At 41.2% G+C, this 24288-nt stretch carries 19 protein-coding genes; 7 read left to right on the forward strand and 12 right to left on the reverse strand.

The annotated features are described in order from the left end of the window. Position 1: 1 nt before the first annotated feature. The 3 genes from BANH1_RS06880 to BANH1_RS06890 all read right to left on the reverse strand — a co-directional run bounded on the left by BANH1_RS06880 (position 2) and on the right by BANH1_RS06890 (position 3957). The gene (locus tag BANH1_RS06880; protein ID WP_015398638.1) at positions 2-343 is read right to left on the reverse strand and encodes a Na+/H+ antiporter subunit C; all 342 of its coding nucleotides are present in this window, start codon (positions 341-343) and stop codon (positions 2-4) included. Continuing rightward, positions 343-3264, reverse strand: coding sequence for a monovalent cation/H+ antiporter subunit A (locus tag BANH1_RS06885; RefSeq protein ID WP_015398639.1), 2922 nt, complete (start codon positions 3262-3264; stop codon positions 343-345). The genes BANH1_RS06880 and BANH1_RS06885 overlap by 1 nt, the downstream gene beginning before the upstream one ends. A 207-nt stretch (positions 3265-3471) precedes the next feature. Further along, entirely contained in the window at positions 3472-3957 is a 486-nt protein-coding gene (locus BANH1_RS06890; RefSeq protein ID WP_015398640.1) for a BA14K family protein, read from the reverse strand. Between the two features lie 157 nt (positions 3958-4114). Here BANH1_RS06890 and BANH1_RS06895 point away from each other — a divergent pair, with 157 nt between their 5' ends. Together BANH1_RS06895 and BANH1_RS06900 are read left to right on the forward strand one after the other, a co-directional pair. Then, the gene (locus tag BANH1_RS06895) at positions 4115-5212 is read left to right on the forward strand and encodes a carboxynorspermidine decarboxylase (protein WP_015398641.1); all 1098 of its coding nucleotides are present in this window, start codon (positions 4115-4117) and stop codon (positions 5210-5212) included. A 61-nt stretch (positions 5213-5273) separates the two neighbouring features. Beyond that, on the forward strand, positions 5274-6512 hold the full coding sequence (locus tag BANH1_RS06900) for a saccharopine dehydrogenase family protein (RefSeq protein WP_041583333.1): 1239 nt from the start codon (positions 5274-5276) through the stop codon (positions 6510-6512). A 128-nt stretch (positions 6513-6640) separates the two neighbouring features. Here the strand turns inward: BANH1_RS06900 and lpdA are convergent, their stop codons facing one another. The 8 genes from lpdA to BANH1_RS06940 form a co-directional block, all read right to left on the reverse strand. Continuing rightward, on the reverse strand, positions 6641-8047 hold the full coding sequence (gene lpdA, locus BANH1_RS06905) for a dihydrolipoyl dehydrogenase (RefSeq protein ID WP_015398643.1): 1407 nt from the start codon (positions 8045-8047) through the stop codon (positions 6641-6643). A gap of 33 nt (positions 8048-8080) precedes the next feature. Next, positions 8081-9316 (reverse strand): 2-oxoglutarate dehydrogenase complex dihydrolipoyllysine-residue succinyltransferase, encoded by a 1236-nt coding sequence (gene odhB / locus BANH1_RS06910; RefSeq protein ID WP_015398644.1) that lies wholly within the window; start codon positions 9314-9316, stop codon positions 8081-8083. 32 nt (positions 9317-9348) lie between these two features. Then, entirely contained in the window at positions 9349-12348 is a 3000-nt protein-coding gene (locus tag BANH1_RS06915) for a 2-oxoglutarate dehydrogenase E1 component (protein ID WP_015398645.1), read from the reverse strand. A 133-nt stretch (positions 12349-12481) separates the two neighbouring features. Next, positions 12482-13384, reverse strand: a complete 903-nt coding sequence (sucD, locus tag BANH1_RS06920) for a succinate--CoA ligase subunit alpha (RefSeq protein ID WP_015398646.1) — start codon at positions 13382-13384, stop codon at positions 12482-12484. 3 nt (positions 13385-13387) lie between these two features. Continuing rightward, positions 13388-14584, reverse strand: coding sequence for an ADP-forming succinate--CoA ligase subunit beta (gene sucC, locus BANH1_RS06925; RefSeq protein ID WP_015398647.1), 1197 nt, complete (start codon positions 14582-14584; stop codon positions 13388-13390). A gap of 87 nt (positions 14585-14671) precedes the next feature. Further along, complete coding sequence (gene mdh, locus BANH1_RS06930) at positions 14672-15634, reverse strand: malate dehydrogenase (RefSeq protein WP_015398648.1); 963 nt, start codon at positions 15632-15634, stop codon at positions 14672-14674. 331 nt (positions 15635-15965) lie between these two features. After that, positions 15966-17132 carry a cell division protein ZapE gene (gene zapE / locus BANH1_RS06935; RefSeq protein ID WP_015398649.1) on the reverse strand — a complete coding sequence of 389 codons (1167 nt, stop codon included), beginning with the start codon at positions 17130-17132 and terminating at the stop codon, positions 15966-15968. 88 nt (positions 17133-17220) lie between these two features. Beyond that, positions 17221-17751 carry an AprI/Inh family metalloprotease inhibitor gene (locus tag BANH1_RS06940; RefSeq protein ID WP_015398650.1) on the reverse strand — a complete coding sequence of 177 codons (531 nt, stop codon included), beginning with the start codon at positions 17749-17751 and terminating at the stop codon, positions 17221-17223. 248 nt (positions 17752-17999) lie between these two features. Between BANH1_RS06940 and dapF the strand changes: the two genes are divergently transcribed. From dapF to gloB, 5 genes are all read left to right on the forward strand, one after another. After that, on the forward strand, positions 18000-18851 hold the full coding sequence (dapF, locus tag BANH1_RS06945; protein WP_015398651.1) for a diaminopimelate epimerase: 852 nt from the start codon (positions 18000-18002) through the stop codon (positions 18849-18851). Further along, positions 18851-20134: a tRNA (N(6)-L-threonylcarbamoyladenosine(37)-C(2))-methylthiotransferase MtaB gene (gene mtaB, locus BANH1_RS06950; protein WP_015398652.1), complete on the forward strand. Its 1284-nt coding sequence runs from the start codon at positions 18851-18853 to the stop codon at positions 20132-20134. The genes dapF and mtaB overlap by 1 nt, the downstream gene beginning before the upstream one ends. A 14-nt stretch (positions 20135-20148) precedes the next feature. Beyond that, the gene (gene ftsY / locus BANH1_RS06955; protein WP_015398653.1) at positions 20149-21372 is read left to right on the forward strand and encodes a signal recognition particle-docking protein FtsY; all 1224 of its coding nucleotides are present in this window, start codon (positions 20149-20151) and stop codon (positions 21370-21372) included. Further along, positions 21369-22058 carry a septation protein A gene (locus tag BANH1_RS06960; RefSeq protein WP_015398654.1) on the forward strand — a complete coding sequence of 230 codons (690 nt, stop codon included), beginning with the start codon at positions 21369-21371 and terminating at the stop codon, positions 22056-22058. Before ftsY ends, BANH1_RS06960 begins: the two co-directional genes overlap by 4 nt. Positions 22059-22127: 69 nt before the next feature. Further along, positions 22128-22898 (forward strand): hydroxyacylglutathione hydrolase, encoded by a 771-nt coding sequence (gloB, locus tag BANH1_RS06965; protein ID WP_015398655.1) that lies wholly within the window; start codon positions 22128-22130, stop codon positions 22896-22898. Between the two features lie 449 nt (positions 22899-23347). Here the strand turns inward: gloB and BANH1_RS06970 are convergent, their stop codons facing one another. Next, a complete protein-coding gene (locus tag BANH1_RS06970; RefSeq protein ID WP_015398656.1) occupies positions 23348-24256 on the reverse strand; it encodes a ParB/RepB/Spo0J family partition protein in 909 nt (302 codons plus the stop codon). Positions 24257-24288 lie beyond the last annotated feature (32 nt).

The raw sequence follows: 24288 nt of genomic DNA on the forward strand, positions 1-24288 counted from the left end.
GTTATTTTGCCTCGCGTCCATCAACATGATCTGAACCGGTTAAACCACGTGAAACTAAAAGAACAACCAAAAACAAGGCCGTCGTCGCGAAACCAATTACAATCGCTGTTAAAACCAGAGCTTGTGGTAAAGGATCGGCATAATTAGCAGAATTAATTACGACAGAAGGATCAACAATAGGTGCCACATTTTTACGCGGCCTGCTTATTGAAAATATGAAAAGATTGACGCCGTATGAAATAAGCGACAAACCTAGAATAAGTTGGAAAGTCCGTGGACGCAAAAGAAGCCAAATGCCCGATCCAATCAGAACACCAATACCTAAAGAAAGAACCGCTTCCATTAACTTTCCTTCTCTTTCAAAACAGATTTCTTACCGATGCGATAAACGCGGATTGATTGGTGTGCAATCGCAATTAAAATAAGGACTGTAGCCCCTAAAACTAGAGAAAATACACCTAAATCAAACAAGAAAGCAGACGCCATGGGAATTTTCCCAACCCAAGGAAGGTCGGTATATTGAAAAAACGACGTTAAGAAAGGATACCCAAAAAACCAAGCTCCCATCCCGGTCGCCATTGATAATAATAAACCGAAACCCATCCAAAGCAAAGGCAAAACCCGTAAACGATTTTCCACCCAACGAATATTAGTCGCAAGATATTGTAAAATAAACCCTATTGCCAAAGTAACTCCACCAGCAAATCCACCCCCTGAAGCATCGTGCCCGCGTATCAATAAATAAACTGCAAAAGCAATAATGACCGGGAAGAGCCAACGCATAATAACAGAGGGAATGATCAAATAATCCGGCGAAGTGCTCCCTGTTTCATAATCAAGCTGTACCGCATCGAAGGCTTTTTGGATACGTTGTTGAGAAGGAGCGTCAATACTGTCAGGGGCAGGGCGGAAACGTCGCAAAAGTGCAAAAACGGCGAGCGCAACTACGCCCAAAACCACAATTTCCCCCATTGTGTCAAACCCGCGAAAATCGACTAGCAATACATTCACAACATTACGACCACCAGCATCAGAATAAGCGTGAGTGAGAAAAAAATCAGAAATTGTGTTTCCCTGTGGGCGCGTCATTACCGCAAATGATAACCACGCCATGCCCGCGCCCCCCACAAACGCAATGATTAGATCACAAACGCGACGCGAATATACTAAAAAATGCGCAGGCTGCCGAACAGGATCATTCAAACGTTTAGGTAACCATCGCAAACCGAGAAGTAAAAGAACCGTTGTCACAATTTCAACAACCAGTTGTGTCACCGCCAAATCAGGCGCAGAAAGCCACACAAAGGTGGCACAAGTCATCAAGCCGGTTCCTCCCAATAACATTAATGATGCAAGACGGTGAAATTTTGCCTTCCAAGCAACTAAAAGTGCGCATATTCCGCCGACAAACCAAAAAGAAATAAAAGGAAAATCTAGAGGAAAAAGCGGTAACGAACCGGCTGAAATCAAACCATCATACCAAAGTACGAGACCAATAAATACAAAGCATACCGAAAGTACCCAACGCAATTGAACTTGTAGACGACGCGTTGATAAAAAAGCTTCCGCCGCACGCGCCCACTTCCAAGAAATAACAAGGAGAATTTGTCCAAAAATGCGCCGTCTTTTTGTCACCTTCTGAAAAGATGATCTTTCCTCACAGGATAGGAAATAACGGCGCCCCAAAATATAAAGCAATACACCCCCTAATAAAGCTGTAAAACTCATAATCAATGGGGCGTTGAAACCGTGCCAAACAGCTAAATTATAAAAAGGCGCCTCTTCTCCCAAAACAGCCACTACCGCGTTATCTAAAATAGGTCCTATCGTTAAATTAGGGAAGACACCGACCAGTAAACAAATAAAAACTAAAAATTCTATCGGAAAACGCATAAAATGCGGTGGTTCATGCGGTATTTTAAGTAAATCGACGGGTTTTGGTCCAAAAAAAACGCCATGAATAAACCGCACAGAATAGGTTACACTGAATAGGCTAGCCAGCGTCGCCACGTAAGGCGCAATCCAATCCAACCACGATTCCATGTTGGTCGTAACCGCTGCAGCAAAAAACATCTCTTTCGACAAAAAACCATTCAGCAAAGGAACTCCAGCCATTGCCGCACTCGCGACTAAAGCAAGTGTCCCCGTGATAGGCATATAGCGAAAAAGACCTGTCAACTTACACATATCACGTGTACCCGTTTCATAGTCAATAATGCCTGCTGCCATAAATAAAGAAGCTTTAAAAGTAGCGTGATTGGCCATATGAAAAATCGCTGCAACACATGCAAGTGGGCTGCCAAAGCTTAAAAGCGAAGTAATCAAGCCGAGATGGCTAATGGTCGAGTAAGCAAGAAGGCCTTTCAAATCTCGTTGAAACATTGAAAAATAAGCGCCAAGGAGTAATGTTGTAAGCCCCGAAAAACCAGCCAACCAGAACCAACTTTCTGTCCCCGACAAAACCGGCCATAAACGAACAAATAAAAATAATCCTGCTTTCACCATCGTCGCTGAATGCAAATAAGACGACACAGGAGTTGGGGCAGCCATGGCGTTCGGCAGCCAGAAATGGAATGGAAACTGTGCACTCTTAGTTAATCCTGCTAATAAAATACAAACAAGTACCGGAATATACAGGGAGCTTGAACGAATTAGATCACCAGATTCCAGCACCTTATCTAAATCAAAGCTGCCAACAATACGGCCGACGAGTAAAACACCAATAAGGAGCGAAAAACCACCGAGGCCCGTGATCGTTAAAGCCGCACGTGCCCCATCGCGCGCGCTTGCATTACAATACCAATAACCAATCAATAAAAAGGAAAAAATGCTGGTTAATTCCCAAAAAATTACTAAGAATACGAGATTTCCTGATAGGACTATTCCCTCCATCGACCCCATAAATGCCAAAAATAAAGAAAAAAAACGCGGAACCGGATCTGCTGGATTCATATAATAGCGCGCGTAAACGACGATAAGTAGCCCAATTCCTGTAATTAAAAGGCAAAAAAGCCACGACAAACCGTCCATACGTAAAACAAAATTGACTCCCCACTCAGGAAGCCAAGGAATATCCAAGCGCACTACGCGGTTTCCACAAACCATCGGATAAAGAACGATCGTAAAAAGAAAGCTGAAAAATACAATTATTCCAGCGAACCACGCTTCATTATTTTTGGCGGTCGAACGAAAAAAACCTATGATAGCACTACCACCAAAGGGAAGCAAAACCAGCAATATCAACATTGCTTCCCGTACCGTCATTACCTAAACTCCAACCTATTCTCGACCCATCATTAACAAAACGAAAATAAGAAAGTATAAAACCACATCACCCCTATTCTTTCACACCTATAATAATAAAATTTAAATAAACTTAAGGGGCACCGAAAATTCTTATGAAGCAACCTTTTTATAAAAAAGTTACACAAAATATAAAATATTCCAAGACCCTCGTGTCTTCTCTCCCCTTTACCCCGGAAAAACGCGGGAAAAGCACTGCCTCCGAGGCCCATGAAAAGGCTGATAACTATTATCATTTTGGTTATAGGAACGATAACGAGCTATACAAGAATTAATATGTTCTTTCAGCATCCATGGCTCTCTTTTCCCTAAAGAAGGGGTGGCGTCTGGCTTTTTCAAAGCTAGCGTCGCTTCTAATGATGGACGTTTTATATCTAAACGCGCAACCTCTGTAAATGCTGTTTCGGGGTACCACCAACCATCGCTATATCTGCGATAACCTCGCCGATAATTATAGTAACCTTTGAAACCATTAAGCTCTTTGCGCCCTGTAAAAACTAAAGGAACCAGACTCTCCTGGACAAGAGTTTGAGGAATCATCTCAACTTCAACACTGCTTTTTTGTATCGAACCAGCGATATTAGTCGTTATAATGAAAAACACTCCGAAAGTCATAATAACAAGAGAATAACATAAATTTCTAATCATACGCATAACACAAATCTCAAACACAACTAGATTAAGGGCAACCTTCTATCGCTGAACAAAAACAGATTCTCTTTTATGATTCTTTTTCCTTGAGACATGCTGTTAGTCCATGTACTAAACGTTAATATGCATGATAAGATCCTTCAAAGAGAACGAGTAAACAATGATTGAGACTCCTTATTACCTCATAGAGAAATCTAAGATTATGAAAAATATGGAAATCATTGCTCGTTTACGAGAAATATCGGGCGCGAAAATTTTACTAGCCTTGAAATGCTTTGCCACGTGGAGCCTGTTTAATTTTATGTCCAAATATATGGATGGAACTACATCATCATCCCTCTATGAATTACGTTTAGGAAAAGAAAAGTTCGGCAAAGAAACCCATGCCTATTCAGTTGCTTGGGCAGATAATGAAATCGATGAAGCATGTCATTACGCGGATAAAATCATTTTTAATTCAATCCAACAACTTCGACGTTTTGCAGGCACTACAAAGACTATTCAGCGAGGTTTAAGACTAAACCCAGGCATTAGTGCATCCAATTTTGATCTTGCAAATCCTTCGCGCCCCTTTAGCCGTTTAGGCGAAACAAATCAAAGTGCTATTAAAGAAATCTTGCCTCTTATCAATGGCTTAATGATTCATAATAACTGCGAAAATGCTGATTTTAGTCTTTTTAACCAAATGCTTAACCAAATTGAAGAAAAATTTAAAGATCTCTTCGCCGCAGTTGACTGGATTAGTCTTGGCGGTGGCATTCACTTTACTGCTGAAAATTATCCTCTAGAAGCCTTTGCTGAACGTTTAAAACGTTTTTCTCAAACCCACGGTGTAACCGTTTTTTTAGAGCCAGGAGAAGCTGCTATCACCAAAAGTTCTACATTAGAGGTCAGTGTCCTTGATACATTGTATAACAAAAAAAAACTTGCTATCGTTGACAGCTCAGTCGAAGCGCATATGCTTGATCTTTTGATTTATCGCGAAAACGCTCAATTAGAGCCAAATCAAGGATCAAACGAAATTATGGTTTGCGGCAAATCTTGCCTTGCTGGTGATATTTTTGGGACATTTCGGTTTCCCGAACCGCTGAAAATAGGTGATAGACTGTCTTTTCAAGACGCTGCGGGCTATACAATGGTTAAGAAAAACTGGTTTAATGGCATCGCGATGCCCGCTATCGTCGTGAAAGAATGCGATGGAACGCTGACAATCCAGCGCAAATTTAGCTATAATGATTATCAAAATAGCCTTTCATGATAAAAATGGCATACAAAAGGACAATCACGCAGCAATATTAAAAAGGAGATAAACCCCTATGATGAAGAAGAACGTTCTCATTATTGGTGCTGGAGGTGTCGCACAGGTTGTTGCACATAAATGTGCCCAAAATAACCATATCCTTGGTGAAATTCATATCGCTTCACGAACACTTAAAAAATGTGAAGCAATTATTGCTTCTATTAAAGACAAAAAAACAATGAAAGAAGAAGGTATTCTTAAAGGTCATGCACTTGATGCAATGAATGTAGAAGAAACCGTAAAACTTATTCAAAAAAATAAATGTAAAATCGTTATTAATGTCGGATCTCCCTTTCTTAATATGTCCGTTCTTTCAGCTTGTATCGAAACCAAATGTGCCTATATCGATACCGCAATCCACGAAGACCCTTTAAAGATTTGTGAAACACCTCCTTGGTACAACAACTACGAATGGCCTCGGCGCCAAGAATGCGAAAAAGCGGGTGTAACCGCTATTTTGGGAGCTGGCTTTGATCCTGGTGTTGTTAATGCTTACGCAGCGTTAGCGCGTGATAACTATTTTGACACAATTACCGATATTGATATTATCGATATTAACGCGGGGAATCACGGGCATTGGTTTGCCACCAATTTTGATCCAGAAACTAACTTTAGAGAATTTACAGGAAAAACATGGTCGTGGCAAAATAAGAAATGGGTTTCTAATCAAATGTTTGAAATCGGCCATGAATGGGATTTACCGGTTGTTGGAAAACAAAAAGCCTATATGACGGGGCATGATGAAATTCATTCATTATCTAAAAATCTTGATGTTCAAAACGTCCGTTTTTGGATGGGATTTAGCGAACATTATATAAATGTCTTTACCGTTTTAAAAAATCTTGGGCTCTTATCTGAACAACCTGTTAAAACAGCAGAAGGCCAAGAAGTTATCCCTTTAAAAGTTGTGAAAGCCGTTTTGCCCGATCCAGCTTCTCTCGCACAAAATTACACAGGAAAAACCTGCATTGGAGACTTAATTAAAGGCAAAAAAGATGGAAATCCGAGAGAAATTTTTTTCTATAATATAGCCGACCATAAGCAAGCTTTTAACGAAATTGGAACGCAGGGAATTTCTTACACAGCCGGTGTGCCAGCTGCCGCTGCTGCTGTTCTCATTGCTACCGGTGAGTGGGACGTCAAGACCATGGTCAATGTAGAAGAATTACCCCCGCGCCCCTTCTTAAAATCTCTCGATCATATGGGCCTTTCAACCTATATGAGAGAACAACAAAAGGATGAAAAGCTGCAATTTTAGTTTATTGATACGCAAGAAATACGACGAGACAGCCCCTAAAAGGGGCTGTTTCATCATAAAGATATTCAGCCTATAAAAATTCTTCCGCCGTACTCAGACAAACGTCGTGAGCCTTTCCTTACAGCGTTTTAAACATGAATAGGTTTAGAAAACACCGCTAAAGCTGCCTCCCGCACCGCTTCTGATAAGGTAGGATGCGCGTGGCAGCAACGGCCTAAATCTTCTGAAGAACCGCCAAATTCCATAAGAACCACAATTTCGTGAATCATTTCACCGGCACCAAATCCAAGAATATGCCCACCTAAGACTCGATCTGTTTTTTTATCAGCGAGGATTTTAACGAACCCATCACTCTTTTGCATTGCTCGCGCACGTCCATTAGCCATAAAGGGGAATTTGCCAACATTATAATCAATTCCAGCTGCTTTAAGCTCCTCTTCCGTCTTGCCTACACTAGCAATTTCTGGCTGCGTATATACAACACTGGGAATGACGTTAAAATTAACATGGCCTTTTTGACCTGCCAAAATTTCAGCCACAGCGATACCTTCTTCCTCAGCTTTATGCGCCAACATTGGTCCTTTGACGACGTCGCCAATCGCATAAATTCCCGGAATATTTGTTTGCCAATGCTCATCCGTTATAATAAAACCGCGCTCATCTAATTGAACACCCATTTCCGCTAAACCGAGACTCTCTGTATATGGAGACCGTCCAGTAGCAACGAGGACAATATCAGCTTCCAAAGTTTCAATCGCTCCACCTTTTACAGATTCAACAATTACTTGAGCGGTTGAATTAGACCTGGTCACAGCGGTCACTTTTGTACCAAGCTTATATTCAATTCCTTGCTTTTCCATTAGCTTCTGAAACTGCCGTGAAATCTCACTGTCCATTGATCCCAAAACTTTATCAAGAAATTCAACAACAGTAACCTTGGCACCCAAACGGCTCCATACCGAACCGAGCTCCGAACCTATGACACCAGCACCGATAACGATCATGCGCGCCGGGACCTTTTCAAGTTCCAGCGCTCCCGTGGAAGACACAATAACCTTTTCGTCAATTTCTAGATTCACACCCGGAATGCCTGCAACATTTGAACCAGTAGCAATGATAATATTCTTTGTTGCGACGGTTTGTTTGCCACCATCTTCGGCAACAACTTCAATCTGACCTGCACCCAAAATTTTTGCCGTCCCTAAAAAAATATCAATTTTATTTTTCTTCATCAAAAAGGAAACGCCACTGGTATTAGCCGTTACAACAGTCCTTTTGTGCTCCATCATTTGCTCAAGGTTAAGCTTAGGTTTAGAAACAGAAACACCAAGCGTTTCGAAACCGTGCTGTGCTTCAGCAAATACCTCTGAAGCATGCAATAACGCTTTAGAAGGAATACAACCGACATTGAGACATGTACCACCTAATGTTGCACATTTTTCGATGATTGCAGTTTTAAGGCCCAACTGTGCTGCTTTTATCGCCGCTACATAACCACCGGGACCTGCTCCAATCACAACAACATCATAAGACATGCGTTTTCCCTTTCATCTTGAAAAACTGTGCTTTTATAAATCAAGAACAAGACGCTCTGGATCTTCCAAACTTTCTTTAACCCGCACGAGGAAAGTTACAGCTTCTTGACCATCTACAATACGGTGATCATAAGAAAGCGCTAAATACATCATCGGGCGAACCACAATTTGGCCTCCTATAACCATGGCGCGTTCTTTGATCGCGTGCATCCCTAAAATACCAGACTGCGGTGCATTTAAAATCGGCGTTGACATTAACGACCCATAAACGCCACCATTAGTAATGGTAAATGTCCCACCTTGCATATCAGAGACCGCTAATTTCCCTTCGCGAGCAAGACGCCCTAGACGGCCAATCTCTTTTTCAATCTCCGCAATCGACATTTTGTCCGCACCACGAACGACTGGAACGACAAGCCCCTTGTCGGTTCCAACGGCAATCCCAGTATTGACATAATTTTTATAAACAATATCCGTCCCGTCAATTTCCGCATTAACAGCAGGAAGCTCTTTTAACGCATGGCAAACAGCTTTAGTAAAAAATCCCATAAAGCCGAGCTTAACGCCGTGTTTTTTCTCAAAAACATCTTTGTAACGCTTGCGTAAATCCATGACTGTAGACATATCGACTTCATTAAAAGTCGTTAACATTGCCGCTACATTTTGCGCATCTTTTAAACGACGTGCAATCGTTTGACGCAACTTTGTCATACGGACTCGCTCTTCGCGCGTTTCATCAGCGGGAGCAACTGGAGAAGCAGGCGTTAAAGCATATGCTTTTTCTCCTTTTTCTAATGCACTCAAAACATCTTCTTTAAGAATTTGTCCTCGCTTCCCAGAACCTATAATATCATTTTTTTTCACATTATTTTCAGCCATTAATTTTGCTGCTGAAGGCGCAGGAGGCATTATACCGCCTGAAGAAGGTGAAACTGACCCAAACACCGCGGCTGGAGCAGCCTTAATGGAAGGGTTGGAAGCTGACGAAGAAACATCAGCGGAAGGTGAAGACGGTGGAGAAACATCGGTAGCTCCAGCCTCAACTAAACCTAAAAGAGCATTTACTTCAACTGTATCACCCTCTTTCGCAATGATCTTAGATAATTTTCCTGTAACAGGTGAGGGAACCTCGACTGTTACCTTATCAGTTTCTAATTCAACCAAAGGTTCGTCCATGGACACGGTTTCACCAAGTTTCTTGAACCATTTGCCGACCGTCGCTTCGGTGACGGATTCGCCCAAAGTAGGAACGCAGATTTCAGTAGCCATAATATTTTTCCATAGGTCAGAGTGATAATAAGTTAAGAACCTAACGCATCTTCGAGAAACGCGGCAAGTTGTTCAAGATGCTTTGACATTAATCCAGTAGCTGGCGATGCACTCGCAGAGCGTCCGGCGTAACGCGCACGCGGATACCGCGCATTAATATGAGTCAAAACCCATTCCAGATAAGGCTCAATAAACGACCAAGCGCCCATATTTTTAGGTTCTTCTTGGCACCAAACAATCTCCGCCTGTAAGAAACGCGACAATATATTCACCAACGCCTTGGCTGGGAAAGGATAAAGCTGCTCAACACGTAACAAATAAACATCGTCAATTCCTCTCTTTTCACGCTCTTCGTAAAGATCGTAATAAACTTTGCCTGTACAAAGAACAACGCGGCGAATTTTGCCATCTTTCCGTAACTTAACCACTGAATCCTTAAGATATTCTGCATCATCAAGCAATAAACGATGGAAACTTGTCCCTGGCCCCATCTCACTTAAAAGAGAAACAGCCCGCTTATGGCGTAAAAGCGATTTTGGCGTCGTTAAAATCAACGGTTTACGGAAATCGCGTTTAATTTGTCGGCGTAGAATATGAAAATAATTTGCAGGAGTTGTGCAGTTAGCAACCTGCATATTATCTTCCGCGCAAAGTTGCAGAAAACGCTCTAAACGCGCTGAAGAATGTTCCGGTCCTTGTCCTTCAAAACCGTGAGGTAATAAGCACACAAGGCCGGACATACGAAGCCACTTACGTTCCGCCGATGAAATAAATTGATCAAAAATGACCTGTGCACCATTAGAGAAATCACCAAATTGGGCTTCCCAAAGCGTCAAACCACGTGGTTCAGCGAGTGAATATCCATATTCAAAACCAAGGACCGCTTCTTCAGAGAGCATAGAGTTAACAACTTCATAAATAGCCTGGCCCTTTTGCAGATTATTTAAAGGAATATAACGGTCTTCATTTTCTTGGTCGTAAAGAACAGAGTGACGTTGCGAAAAAGTCCCACGCTCAACATCTTCACCAGAAAGACGAACCGGAGCTCCCTCTAAACAAAGTGAACCAAAAGCCAAAGCTTCAGCTGTTGCCCAGTCAACCCCTTCTCCAGTTTCGAACATTTCAGCGCGGTTTTTCAAAAAACGCTGGATGGTTTTATGAACATGAAATTTTGATGGAATTTCGACAAGTTTCTGCCCAATTTCTTTCAAAGTTTTTAGCCCAACACCTGTCTTTCCGGAGCGTTGTTCATCGGCATTACTCGCCGCTTTAAGCCCCGTCCAGCTTCCATCAAGCCAATCAGCCTTATTAGGCTTATAAGATGAACTCGCTTCTAACTCAGATTCAAGCTTATCACGCCATTTTTTCTTGTATTGCTCAATCTCTTTTGGATCGATTATCCCTTCTGCTACTAATTTGTCACTATAAAGCTGAACAACCGTTTTGTGACCGCGAATGGCTTTATACATGAGCGGCTGTGTAAAAGAAGGTTCGTCTCCTTCATTATGCCCATAACGACGATAACAAAACATATCAATCACTACCGGCTTATGGAAGATTTGGCGGAATTCCGTTGCCACTTTTGCTACAAACACAACAGCTTCAGGATCATCACCATTCACATGAAAAATCGGCGCATCAATCATTTTCGCTACATCAGACGGATAAGGTGAGGAGCGCGAGAAGCGCGGATCAGTCGTAAATCCTATCTGATTATTGATAATCACGTGAACAGACCCCGCGACGCGGTAGCCCTTTAAACCAGAAAGGCCAAAGGTTTCCTGAATGACTCCTTGTCCTGCAAAGGCAGCGTCACCGTGAATTAACAAGGGCATTATTTTCGACCGCTCGCTTAATGGGACAACCTCAGTGCGTACGGGACCAACAAGTTGGTCTTGCTTAGAACGCGCCTTCCCTATGACAACTGGATCAACAATTTCAAGGTGAGATGGATTCGCCAAAAGTGATAAATGAATTTTTTTACCATCGAATTCGCGATCAGCCGAAGTCCCTAAATGATACTTTACGTCCCCCGATCCTTCTACATCGTCAGGTTTATAAGAACCACCTTTAAATTCATGAAAAATAGCCCGATGCGGCTTCGCTAAAACCTGCGAAAGAACATTCAAACGGCCGCGATGAGCCATCCCAAAAATGATTTCCTGTACGCCCAAAGAACCACCGTGCTTAATAATTTGTTCAAGGGCGGGAATAAGCGCTTCACCGCCATCAAGGCCAAAACGCTTTGTCCCTTTATATTTTACATCCAGAAACTGTTCAAAACCTTCCACTTCAATAAGCTTATTGAGGATAGCTTTTTTACCTTCCTGTGTTAAAGCGGTTTGCTCATCAGCCCCTTCAATCCGCTCCTGGAGCCACGCTTTTTGGGCCGGATCAGAAATATGCATATACTCTACACCGATTGTTGAACAATAAGTACGATGGAGAATTTTAAGCATTTGCGAAACAGTCGCATATTCTAGACCCAGTGCATTATCAATAAAAATCGGACGTTCATAATCAGCAGGGCCAAAACCATAAGCCTCTGGGGACAACTCCTTATAATCTTCCTGTTTTTCCGATAATTGAAGAGGATCAAGCTGCGCGCGAAGATGCCCACGTTCTCGAAAAGCACGAATCATCATGAGGGCATTAATAGAATCGCGTGTCGCTTGGATAATATCGTCTTGACTAGGAATATTCCCCTTTTGAGCGGCACTAACCGCTGCTTTTTCTTTTAATTTATCTTCAATATTTTTTTCAAAAACGGACCAATTACCATCTAAAGCAGAAACTAATTCCCCGTTTGCTTTTAATGGCCAATGCGCACGTTTCCACGTCGCCCCTTCAGCGTTTTTAAGAACATCTTCTTTGTCGTCTTTAAAAGTTTCAAAAAAAGCGCGCCACTGCGGATCTACATTATTAGGATTTTTCTCATATTCGGCATAAAGCTGATCTATATAATCCGCATTTCCACCATACAAAAATGATGTTTGCGCAAAAATATCATTTGTTTCATCCTGCCTTGCCATACTTCCTTCCGGAACCTTAGTCCCGTCTCCTCATTTTAAAATAAGAACCACAAAATAGCGAAAAAGCCCTTAGTTTCCGCGAACTATACTTTATCTAAACAAGTATACAGATTTATTTAGATAAAGCTGTTTTCTAATCTTTCAAAACTTCTACCAAAGTCTTACCTAACTGTGATGGTGAAGGAGAAACGCGGATTCCTGCTGATTCCATCGCAGCAATTTTATCTTCCGCACCACCTTTCCCACCAGAAATCACTGCTCCTGCGTGGCCCATTGTGCGTCCTTGAGGCGCTGTACGGCCGGCAATAAAACCAACAATAGGTTTTTGGCGACCTCTCTTTGCTTCATCTTTGAGGAACTGTGCGGCTTCTTCTTCAGCGGAACCGCCAATTTCACCGATCATAACAATAGACTCGGTTTCATTATCAGCTAAAAACATTTCCAGCACGTCGATAAATTCAGTTCCTTTAACAGGATCACCACCAATACCTATAGCGGTCGTCTGTCCGAGTCCTTCATTACTCGTTTGGAATACCGCTTCATAAGTTAAAGTTCCGGAACGAGAAACAACTCCGACAGAACCTCTTCTAAAAATAGAACCGGGCATGATACCAATTTTGCATTCATCAGGTGTGAGGATACCTGGACAATTTGGGCCAATCAAACGTGATTTTGATTTCTCTAATTTGGCCTTAACCGCGACCATATCCATAACTGGTATACCTTCTGTAATGCAGACAATCAGACCGATTTCAGCTTCTATAGCTTCTATAATAGCTCCCGCGGCCCCCGCGGGTGGAACATAAATGACGGAAGCATCGGCCCCAGTTTTTTCTTTACCTTCTGCAACACTGGCGAAAATAGGAAGAGTTTCACCTTTTGCACCCTCCCACGTTTCTCCCCCCTTTTTGGGATTAATACCACCGACCATTTGTGTACCATGGTAAGCAAGCGCTTGTTCTGTATGAAACGTTCCCGTTTTTCCCGTAAGTCCCTGAACCAGAACTTTTGTGTTCTTATTGACAAGAATCGACATAACTTAAGCTCCCTTTACGGCCACAACAATCTTCTGAGCAGCATCATCTAAATCATTAGCGGAAATAACGTTCAAACCACTGTTATTGATAATCTCTTTACCCTGCTCAACATTAGTGCCTTCAAGGCGAACAACCAGAGGAACTTCTAAACCGACCTCTTTAACAGCAGCAATCACACCCTCGGCAATGACATCACAACGCATGATTCCACCAAAAATGTTAACTAAAATGCCTTTAACATTTGGATCAGCAGTAATGATCTTAAAAGCAGCGGTTACTTTTTCTTTCGAAGCCCCTCCTCCAACATCGAGGAAATTTGCCGGTTCAGCTCCATAAAGTTTGATAATGTCCATCGTGGCCATAGCAAGCCCCGCGCCATTCACCATACAACCTATCGTACCGTCAAGAGCGACATAAGCAAGATCATGCTTTGATGCCTCGATTTCTTTTGGATCTTCTTCTGAAATATCACGCAATTCTAAAATGTCTGAGTGGCGGAATAAAGCATTATTATCGAAAGAAACCTTCGCATCGAGAACCCGCAGATGACCATCTTTCATTATAATAAGTGGATTGATTTCAAGAAGGCTCATATCTTTTTCACAAAAAGCCTTATAGAGGATAGGGAAAAGTTTTTCACCATCTTCACGTGCACTTCCGCACAATTTTAGCGCGTCACAAAGTTTCACGCAGTCTTCAGAAGTAACACCCTTCGAAAAATCAATGGAAAGAGTCAGTATTTTTTCCGGCGTTTTTTCGGCAACCGTTTCGATATCCATACCCCCCTCTGTAGAAACGACAAAAGAGACTTGCCCTGTCGTACGATCAACCAGAAGTGAAAGATACAGCTCTTGCTCAATGTCAGCACCATCCTCAATATAGAGGCGATTAACTTGCTTACCTTCTGGTCCAGTTTGCTTAGTTATCAAAGTCTTACCAAGCATCTCCTGGACGTTAGCCACGACTTCTTCAACTGACTTTGCAAGCCTAACACCACCTTTTGCATCAGGACCTAGTTGTTTAAACTTTCCCTTACCACGGCCACCAGCATGAATCTGGCTCTTTACGACATAAAGTGGTCCGGGTAATTTCTTTGCCCATTCCTCAGCTTGTTCTACAGAATAGACAGCAACACCATTTGCAACCGGCGCACCATACTCATGAAGCAGACGTTTAGCCTGATATTCATGGATATTCATTTATCTTCCCTCTTCATTTACGGATCACATAATTAATCCAAAAAATACTTTAAATTCCCCGCTTTAACCGGCAGAATCCAGTTTAATTTATTTAAGATTAGGCGCGATAACAACGCAAGCTTCGCAAAGCTTCTGCACCGCTCCTACTGACTTTTCAAAAGCAGCTCTTTCATTTTCGTCAAGATCAATTTCAATGACCCTCTCAACACCATCAGCGCCAATAACAACGGGCACGCCAACGTATGTATCCTTAACTCCGTATTCACCTGAAAGGTAAGCAGCGACAGGAAGCACACGTTTAGTGTCCTTCAAATAAGCTTCAGCCATGGAAACAGCAGAAGAAGCAGGTGCATAAAAAGCGGACCCTGTTTTTAATAAACTTACGATTTCTGCACCGCCATCACGCGTGCGCTGAACAATTTGATCGAGTTTTTCTTGTGTAATCCACCCCATTTTGACGAGGTCAGGCAAGGGAATACCCCCAACTGTCGAATAACGAACTAAAGGCACCATCGCATCGCCGTGCCCTCCTAAAACAAAGGCTGTTACGTCTTTAACAGAAACATTAAGTTCCTCAGACAAAAAATAACGAAACCGCGCCGAATCAAGAACACCAGCCATGCCAATAATTTTTTGTGTAGGAAGAGCAGAAAATTTCTGCAACGCCCAAACCATTACATCAAGAGGATTCGTAACACAGATCACGAACGCTGAAGGCGCGTATTCTTTAATTCCCGCACCGACCTGCTCCATCACTTTTAAGTTCGTATCCAAAAGTTCATCTCGGCTCATACCAGGTTTTCTTGCAACGCCAGCTGTTACAATAACAACATCAGCTCCTTCGATTGCCTTATAAGAACTGGTGCCTATTAAATTCACATCAAAACCGTTGATTGGTGAGGATTCAGCAATATCTAAAGCTTTCCCCTGCGATAATCCTTCTGAAATATCAAACAAAACGACATCACCAAGCTCTTTCAGCCCGATCATATGGGCCAAAGTACCACCGATCATACCTGACCCAATAAGGGCTATTTTTTTCCGTGCCATTTCCGTTCCTTCCTAATTTTCTATTAGATGACAGAATGCGACTCCTCTCTCATGCTAATATCATTGAATATTTCTTTTAGACTCCGCCCCTTTAAAGCTGATCCCCTCTGATACAGCTTTGTTATCAAAACCTGGAAAAATGAAATTTATCGAATTTTTCATCCTTCTCGATGTAGAATCTATTCATGAACGTCATTGTCAAAAACCTACTATATCTTATCGATAAGATGAATTTGAAAAAAATACAACAGATTATTACAACTTCTTCAAATTCAAGAGGATAACGTATTAACAGTTTACGTAAAGGTAAATAAGCAGCCACTTTTTTTCTTCAAAAAAACCGTTTTGCCCAAATATCTAAATAATTTTGGCTCTGCATTTCAAAAAGGCGTGACTGCGTTCTCTGAAACTCGAATGTCTCCGTCGTTTGTGAATATCCTTTATATAACCCCTCGAGTTCTGTTGCCGCTGACATAAAAAGTCTCATGTGGCGTTCATAAAGAATATCAATAAGTAGGATAAATCGTTTAGTTTCATTACGATGCATATCGTCCATCACCGGGACATTATCAATAAAAACTGTATGATAACGTTCCCCTAAAGCCAAATATTCAGCAGTTGCCCGAGGTTTTGCACAAAGATCTTGATAATCAAAGCGCACACACCCCGCACCTGAGCGTAAAATATGAATAAAACGCCCCTGTACAGATATACTATCAGACACTTCTTTCTGACCTTTTAGCGCTAACACCCACGCTTGATCCATGCTTTTATCTGCTGCTGCCCCCAACGGTGTTACATAAACATGCTGCGGATTCGATTTTTCGAGACGATAGTCTGTTTTTGCGTCGAGGTTAACAACATAAACACGTGCCTTTAAAATTTGGATAAAAGGCAAGAAAAGCTCTCGATTCAAACCATTATAATAAAGGCTATCAGGAGGAACATTTGAAGTCGCAACAAAAATAACCCCTCGGTTAAATAAAGCAGTTACAAGACGACCAAGCACCATAGCGTCTGCAATATCTGTTACACTAAACTCATCGAAACAAAGCACGCGCGCTTCTTGCGCAAGATCTTCCGAAACTGCCGAAACAGGATCATTTTGTTTATTTTTTTTGCGTAAAAGTCCTTGCCGATAAGCATTAATACGCTCATGGACGTCAGCCATAAAATCATTAAAATGAACGCGTTTTTTGCTCCCTTCCGGCAAACAGGAAAAAAATAAGTCCATGAGCATAGTTTTGCCACGCCCTACTTCACCATAAATATATAAACCTTGAATGAACCCCTTAGGACCGCCTTGTTCTGAAATAGAAGGATAAGTCTGCCTTTTTTTCTTTAAATAACGCCAAAATGCCCAAGGAGGAGAAGTATTTTGTTCTGAAATTTCCTGTAATAAACGGTCAAAATGCCCTGTTAAAGCCGCCTGAGCTGGATCAAAACTAACCTCTCCTTTTGAGACAAGACTCTTATAGCACGATGAAACTAAGACCATCCGGATATTCCTACTTCAAACCGCCCTCGATAAAAGAAAATTTCATACAATATAATGCATGTTTTTTTTCATAAACGATATAAAAAATTTAACGGTCTAAAATAACAAATTGATGATCAAATGTACGCCCTTCAAAGTGATCCATGCCCGTAGAATAAAGAGCTGCTGCGACATGACCTAAGTTATCATGAAAATACAATTTTTTTCCCTCTACTGACCACGAACTCACCCTAGAAAAAACCCCCGGACAATGTAAAGGACCAGCGCGATATCCTTGGCCAAATTTTGTTTGTGGCGTCGCAATTCGGCAAACTGCGCCACTTACAGAGAGATTCCATACACCTGCAATAGTTGCAGGCGACAAATGGAGAGCGTTGCTAGGTGGTTCAAAGCCGATTATTTGTCCATCAGAAGGATATCCTTCCCCGTAAACTGAAGAAGCAGATACCTCAGATGTCATTAAATCAGATGTTATCGAAGGCTCTGTAATTTCCTGAACAGGATAAAAAATTCCAGCCACATTGTTTCTGCTATTGTCCTCAAATTGTGTCATTAAGCAACCACCTAAAATAACTATACTTGATACCGCAGAAAAAAATAAAATCCTTGAAAACATCATATCCTTACTTTCTTCCCCACACCGACAAATAGAATCACCCTGAAAAAAGCCTCTGACCATCACACGCTATTTCATCTAGATAGCTTAATAAATAAAAAATACTAAAGAGACAATGCAAGTTGTCAATTTTGATCAGCAATATCTTCTACAATGGGCTTCATTTTATTAAATACTGGAAATTTACAAAATTTTCAGCCATATAACTCTCATTATGCTTCATCATTAACCGCTGAAAACAGATAAACTTTATGAAGACACCATTCAGCAAAATGAACGGCCTGGGAAATCAAATTATCGTCGCCGATATGCGCAAAAGTGCGCACGATATCACGCCGCAAGCAATTCTGACTTTAGCCACAGACACTCAAACACGCTTTGACCAAATCATGACGCTTCATCCACCAACAAAAAACGGAGCTGATTTTCGCATTGAAATATGGAATTCTGATGGTTCAGTGGCAAAAGCTTGCGGCAATGGCACACGTTGTATTATTGAATGGCTGGCAAATAACAATCTTGGGAAAAGCTTCCGACTCGAAACACCAACTGGAATTGTTGAAGGTAAGCGCCAAGCCAATGGTCTTATTTCCGTCGATATGGGGCGCCCACATTTCAATGCAAAAAATATGCCTGTTTCACGTGAAATAGCGGATACCAATCATGTAGAGATATCTGCAGGCCCCTTGAGAGACGCTTGCCTCGTATCTATCGGCAACCTTCATGCTATTTTTTTTGTTGATCACAATATTCAACATATCCCGTTAGAAAAATACGGACCAAAACTCGAACATGATTCACTTTTTCCAGAACGGTGTAATATTTCTGTCGCTTATGTCGCATCACCAAAAGACTTGATTTTAAGAACATGGGAACGAGGAGCTGGATTAACACAAGCATGCGGTAGCGCTGCTTGCGCCAGCGCGGTAGCTGCTTATCGACGGAAATTAACAGGCCGCAACGTTAACGTAAATCTGCCAGGGGGGGCACTTTCCATACTTTACCGACAAGATAATCATATTGTCATGACAGGTCCAGTAGAATATGAATTTAGTGGCTTTTTAAACCCTTTAACCGGAATCTACAAAAAAGGTCTCTTCTAATGGCAATAGAAATTATAACATTCGGTTGTCGGCTTAATAGTTATGAATCGGAAGTTATACGTAAAGAAAGCACTTCTGCAGGCCTTGATGAACTTAAAGATGATGCAATCATTTTTAATACTTGTGCTGTTACTGCTGAAGCTGTGCGGCAAGCTAAACAAGCCATTCGAAAAGCTAGACGCGAAAACCCTTATGCCCGTATTATCGTCACAGGATGCGCCGCACAAACAGAGGCAGCAAGCTTCTCTGCTATGACAGAAGTGAATCTCATCTTAGGGAATGAAGAAAAACTTCATGCCCATTCCTACCGCCAATTACCTGATTTTGGCGTTAATCATGAAGAAAAACTGCGCGTTAATGATATTATGGAAGTACGTAAAAATGCTCCCCATATGATTGATGCGGTAGAAGGACGTACACGCGCTTTTGTACAAGTACAAAATGGATGCGACCATCATTGTACATTTTGCATTATTCCTTATGGCCGCGGACCATCGCGTTCAGTTCCTATGGGCGCTATCATTGAACAAATAAAACGGTTAATAGATAATGGCACACAAGAAGTAGTCCTGACAGGCGTTGACCTCACAAGTTATGGCTCTGATTTACCGGGAAAAACGACCCTAGGAAAATTAGTTTCAGCTATTTTGCATCACATTCCTGATCTCCAGCGGCTGCGCCTTTCATCTATTGATTCTATCGAAGCAGACCAAGACTTAATAAATCTTTTAGCCTATGAAAAAAGGATAATGCCGCATCTGCATCTATCTTTACAAGCAGGTGATAATATGATTTTAAAAAGAATGAGACGAAGACATCTGCGTGAGAACGCAATACAATTTTGTCAAGATTTACGCGCTAAACGCCCTACAATGGTCTACGGTGCTGATTTGATTGCTGGTTTTCCGACTGAAACTGAAGAAATGTTTGAAAACAGTTTAACTTTAATTAACGACTGCGGCTTGACGCACCTTCATGTCTTTCCATTTAGCCCGAGGGAGGGGACGCCGGCTGCCCGTATGCCACAAATTAACCGTCAAACAATCAAAAATCGTGCAGAAAAATTACGCAAGGCGGGTGAAAAAGCTTATCAAAAACATCTCGCTCATCTGCAGAATAGTCAACAAACAATCCTTGTAGAAAAAGATGATATTGGACGAACAGAAGATTATACTCTGGCGCAAATTAAAGGTGCTAAAGCGGGGACAATTGTTAGAGCCCTTATTATTGACCACGACGGTAATAAATTAATCGCTGCTCTCCCAAAATCGAGTGCCGCTTGAGCAAGGGAGCTCTCATGACGAAGTCTTTTATAAAAAAAATATTCTCTTTTAATAAATCTGAAGAACAAAAGCGGATTACTAGCTCTCACGAAGCCGATATAACTGAGCACAGCAAATACAAAGATGAGATTGTTGAAAACAGTCATATCCCAGCTATAGAGGAAGAAAAAAAAGAGCAAAAATATACACAAAACTCCGCAAAGCACGACGAAGCAATTTCACCTTCTCAGATATCTTTTGGCAAAGTTGTCGTAGCTCACGCGGTTACAGAGAAAAAAACTGAGGAATCTCCAATTATATCCAGTGTTAAAGAGACGGAAGTAGCGTGGTTTAAACGTTTTAAAAACGGATTATCCCTTTCCTCACAGCAATTAAGCACTTCAATCGGAGCGCTTTTTGTTAAGCGAAAATTTGATAAAGACACATTACAGGATTTAGAAGATATTCTAATACAAGCTGACCTCGGTGTAGAGACGGCAGCGCGTATCACAAGTATTTTAGCTGCTGATCGCTATAAAAAAAATTTATCCCAAAATGATATCCACACGATTGTAGCTAACGAAATCGAAAAAGTTCTTGGACCTGTCGCAATTCCCCTGGAACTTGATCTCACTCATAGGCCGCACACTATTTTGCTGGTAGGTGTCAATGGCACAGGAAAAACCACGACCATTGGGAAACTGGCCGCTAAATTGATTTCTGGTGGATTAAAAGTAACCTTGGCTGCTGGTGATACATTTCGTGCCGCTGCTATTGAGCAACTTCATATTTGGGGTGAGCGTACAGGCGCCTCTGTTGTTTCGACAAAACTTGGGGCAGACGCTGCCAGTTTAGCTTTTGATGCTTACGAAAAAGCAAAAAAATCAAAGAGTGATGTGTTAATCATTGATACAGCTGGACGTCTACACAATAAAACTGAATTGATGGATGAATTAGCGAAAATTATCCGTGTTTTGAAGAAACACGACCCTCAAGCGCCGCATACAACGCTCCAGACACTTGACGCAACCACCGGGCAAAACGCGCTCAATCAAGTGGATATCTTTCACGATATCGCTGGGGTTAATGGTTTAGTTATGACGAAGCTTGACGGTACCGCGCGGGGGGGAATTCTCGTCGCTATCGCGGACAAATATAAACTGCCCGTTTATTTCGTCGGAATAGGGGAAAATATTGAAGATCTCGAACCTTTTTCTGCTTCTGATTTTGCTGAAGCCATTGCAGGAAGACACTTATGAAACATTTTTTCTTAGAACCTAATTCACACGATCACCCTGACTCGAATAATCTCAATAAAAGTCGAAGGATATCTCCCTCACCAACACTTAAATTTTTCTTGGAAATAGGACCATTAATTATCTTTTTTTTCGCTAATTATAAAGGTGAATGGTTGTTAAACAATGTTGCTTTTTTCAAAAATTTCAGCAAGCCTATTTTCCCCGCAACGGCCATTTTTATGACTGCGGTCGTCATTGCTCTAGGGCTATCATGGATTCTTACGCGTAAAATTCCTATAATGCCGCTCATCTCAGGAATATTTGTTTTAGTCTTTGGTTTTTTAACTCTTTGGCTTCATAATGACACCTTTATCAAAATGAAACCGACAATTATTAATAGTTTATTTGCTTCTGTCCTCTTTATTGGTCTTTTTTTAAAAAAACCATTATTGCGTTATGTTCTTGATTTTACTATAAAACTAGATGATGCTGGGTGGAAGAAGCTCACTTATCGATGGGCGTCTTTTTTTATTTTTCTTGCTCTTCTGAACGAAGTCATTTGGCGTAATTTTAGCGATAATTTTTGGACGAGCTTCAAGGTATTTGGAGTCATGCCTATAACAATTTTATTTATATTGGCACAAATTCCCATCATCATGAAACACTCAAAAAGCCCTTTAGTAAAAAATGGTAGATCTAATTCTTAAACGTAATATATTTATCATTATGAACTGTTTTCTAGGTTTGTCGCCATACACTATTTGTGGAGAGAATACGTGCTAGTCGAGCAGTTTATTTGTAGAAAAGATAATTTTGGTGTCATTATTCATGACGAAGAAAGCGGTTATACAGCCGCTATCGACGCGCCCGAGGGGGAAGCGATTCATAATGCATTAAAAAGGCGCAATTGGACACTTCAGACCATTTTTGTGACTCATCATCACCATGATCACGTGGAAGCACTAGCGGAACTAAAACAGGCTTATAAAGCCACAATTATTGGACCGGCAGCGGAAAGCGAAAAAATTATTCCTCTTGACCGGACATTTCACCCTGAAGAAAATTTTCGTTTTGGTGCGTATATCCTCTCAGCTCTCTCGACACCTGGTCACACGCTGGGATCGTTATCTTATTATTTTCCTGAGGCAAATTTACTGTTTGCTGGAGACACGCTTTTTTCACTTGGATGTGGACGTCTTTTTGAAGGGATACCCGCACAAATGTTGAACTCTTTAAAAAAAATTCGTCAACTTCCGGACGAAACACTCCTTTATTGCGGACATGAATATACAAAAACTAATGCTCTTTTCGCATTAACTATTGACCCACATAACGAAAAACTTCGTCAGAAAGCAGAAGATGTTTTTTCGTTATATGCAAAAAATTCTGTAACTTTACCGACGACACTAGGACAAGAAAAAGCTACCAATCCTTTTCTTCGTTGGGATGACAATGCTTTGCGAAAAAATCTTGCGATGGAAAATGGAACTGACGAAGAAGTATTCGCTGAAATTCGAAAAAGAAAAGATAATTTTAAGCCGTATTAAAAATTGTACTGTATTCATTTTTATTCTTTTCTTATAATGTACATTTTAAAAGCGGTATTCGGATAAAAAGTACTTCCCCTTTCCTGGAATCAGCCGACACTCTCTCCAGAAACAGTTAATATCCACAATTAGCAGAAGATTTTTGACTAAGTAGAACGGGTGAGAAAGGAGTTTGCAGCTAAAATATAGCAGCATCTCATACTGGGAGTGACAACAGTACCAGGGGACTTCGTTGCTTCTATGTCTAATGACTTCCAACTATATAACATTTTGAAATAAATTTTTACATAAAAGACCATATCATTGGCTTCATAGCACTTCAAAAATGCCAACTGCGGCGGCAAAAAACAAGGTGAAAGCGATCCTTTTTGACAAAACAGTGATATCCCGAAAAAACCAAAATTTGGTTAAAGACACAGCGACTACATTTATACTCTTTTAACAACTAATTAACTTTGTAAACGTTTGCAAATATCATCCAGCTGCTCTAGCGAGGAATAGTGAATTTTTAAATTACCACCTTGTTTACCGCATCGAATTGTCACTTTCGTTCCCATTACATCAGAAAGTAATCTTTCTAAGGATTTTGTTTCTGCATCTTTTTCCACTGGTGACCGCTCTTTAGCAATTACATCAGTCTGCTCGTATACAAGCATCTCCGTCTGACGAACAGAAAGCCCCTCTCTAATAATCTTTTCTGCTAGATTTTGCGGATCATCAGCAGTGATAAGACAACGTGCGTGGCCAGCTGAAAGCAAACCTTCTATTAAAAACTGCTGCACTTTTTGTGGAAGTTTTAACAAACGAAGAGTATTAGCGACATGACTTCGACTTTTTCCGATAATTTGCGCTAAATCTGCTTGAGTATAACCATGTTCATTTACCAAAAGCTCATAACCCTTTCCTTCTTCAATGGGGTTAAGGTCAGTGCGTTGAACATTTTCAATAATTGCTAATTCTAGAGCCATTTTATCATCCACATCGCGGATAATAACTGGTAATTGGCTCAAATTTGCCCGTTGTGCCGCACGCCAACGTCGTTCACCCGCGATTAACTCAAATCGATTAGGATGATCAGGCAAAGGCCTCACAATAACGGGTTGCACGATACCATGTTGGCGAATTGATTGCGCTAAATTATCAAGTTCTGAGTCAGTGAAATAGCGTCGTGGATTGTGCGGATTACGAGAAATATACTCAATAGGTATACGCCGTTCAGAGTTAAGAGGGGCTGCACCGGGCTTCGTTGTGAGTTCAGAAAAGTTTGACAATTGTACAGGATCAATATTTAAGTTGATATCTCCGATCAACGCTGCTAATCCACGTCCAAGTCTTTTTTTTGATTGATCATCATTCATGATTCCGCTCTTCGATTTTTTTACAATAAGTT

Source organism: Bartonella australis AUST/NH1, assembly GCF_000341355.1.
Taxonomy (GTDB): Bacteria; Pseudomonadota; Alphaproteobacteria; order Rhizobiales; family Rhizobiaceae; genus Bartonella; species Bartonella australis.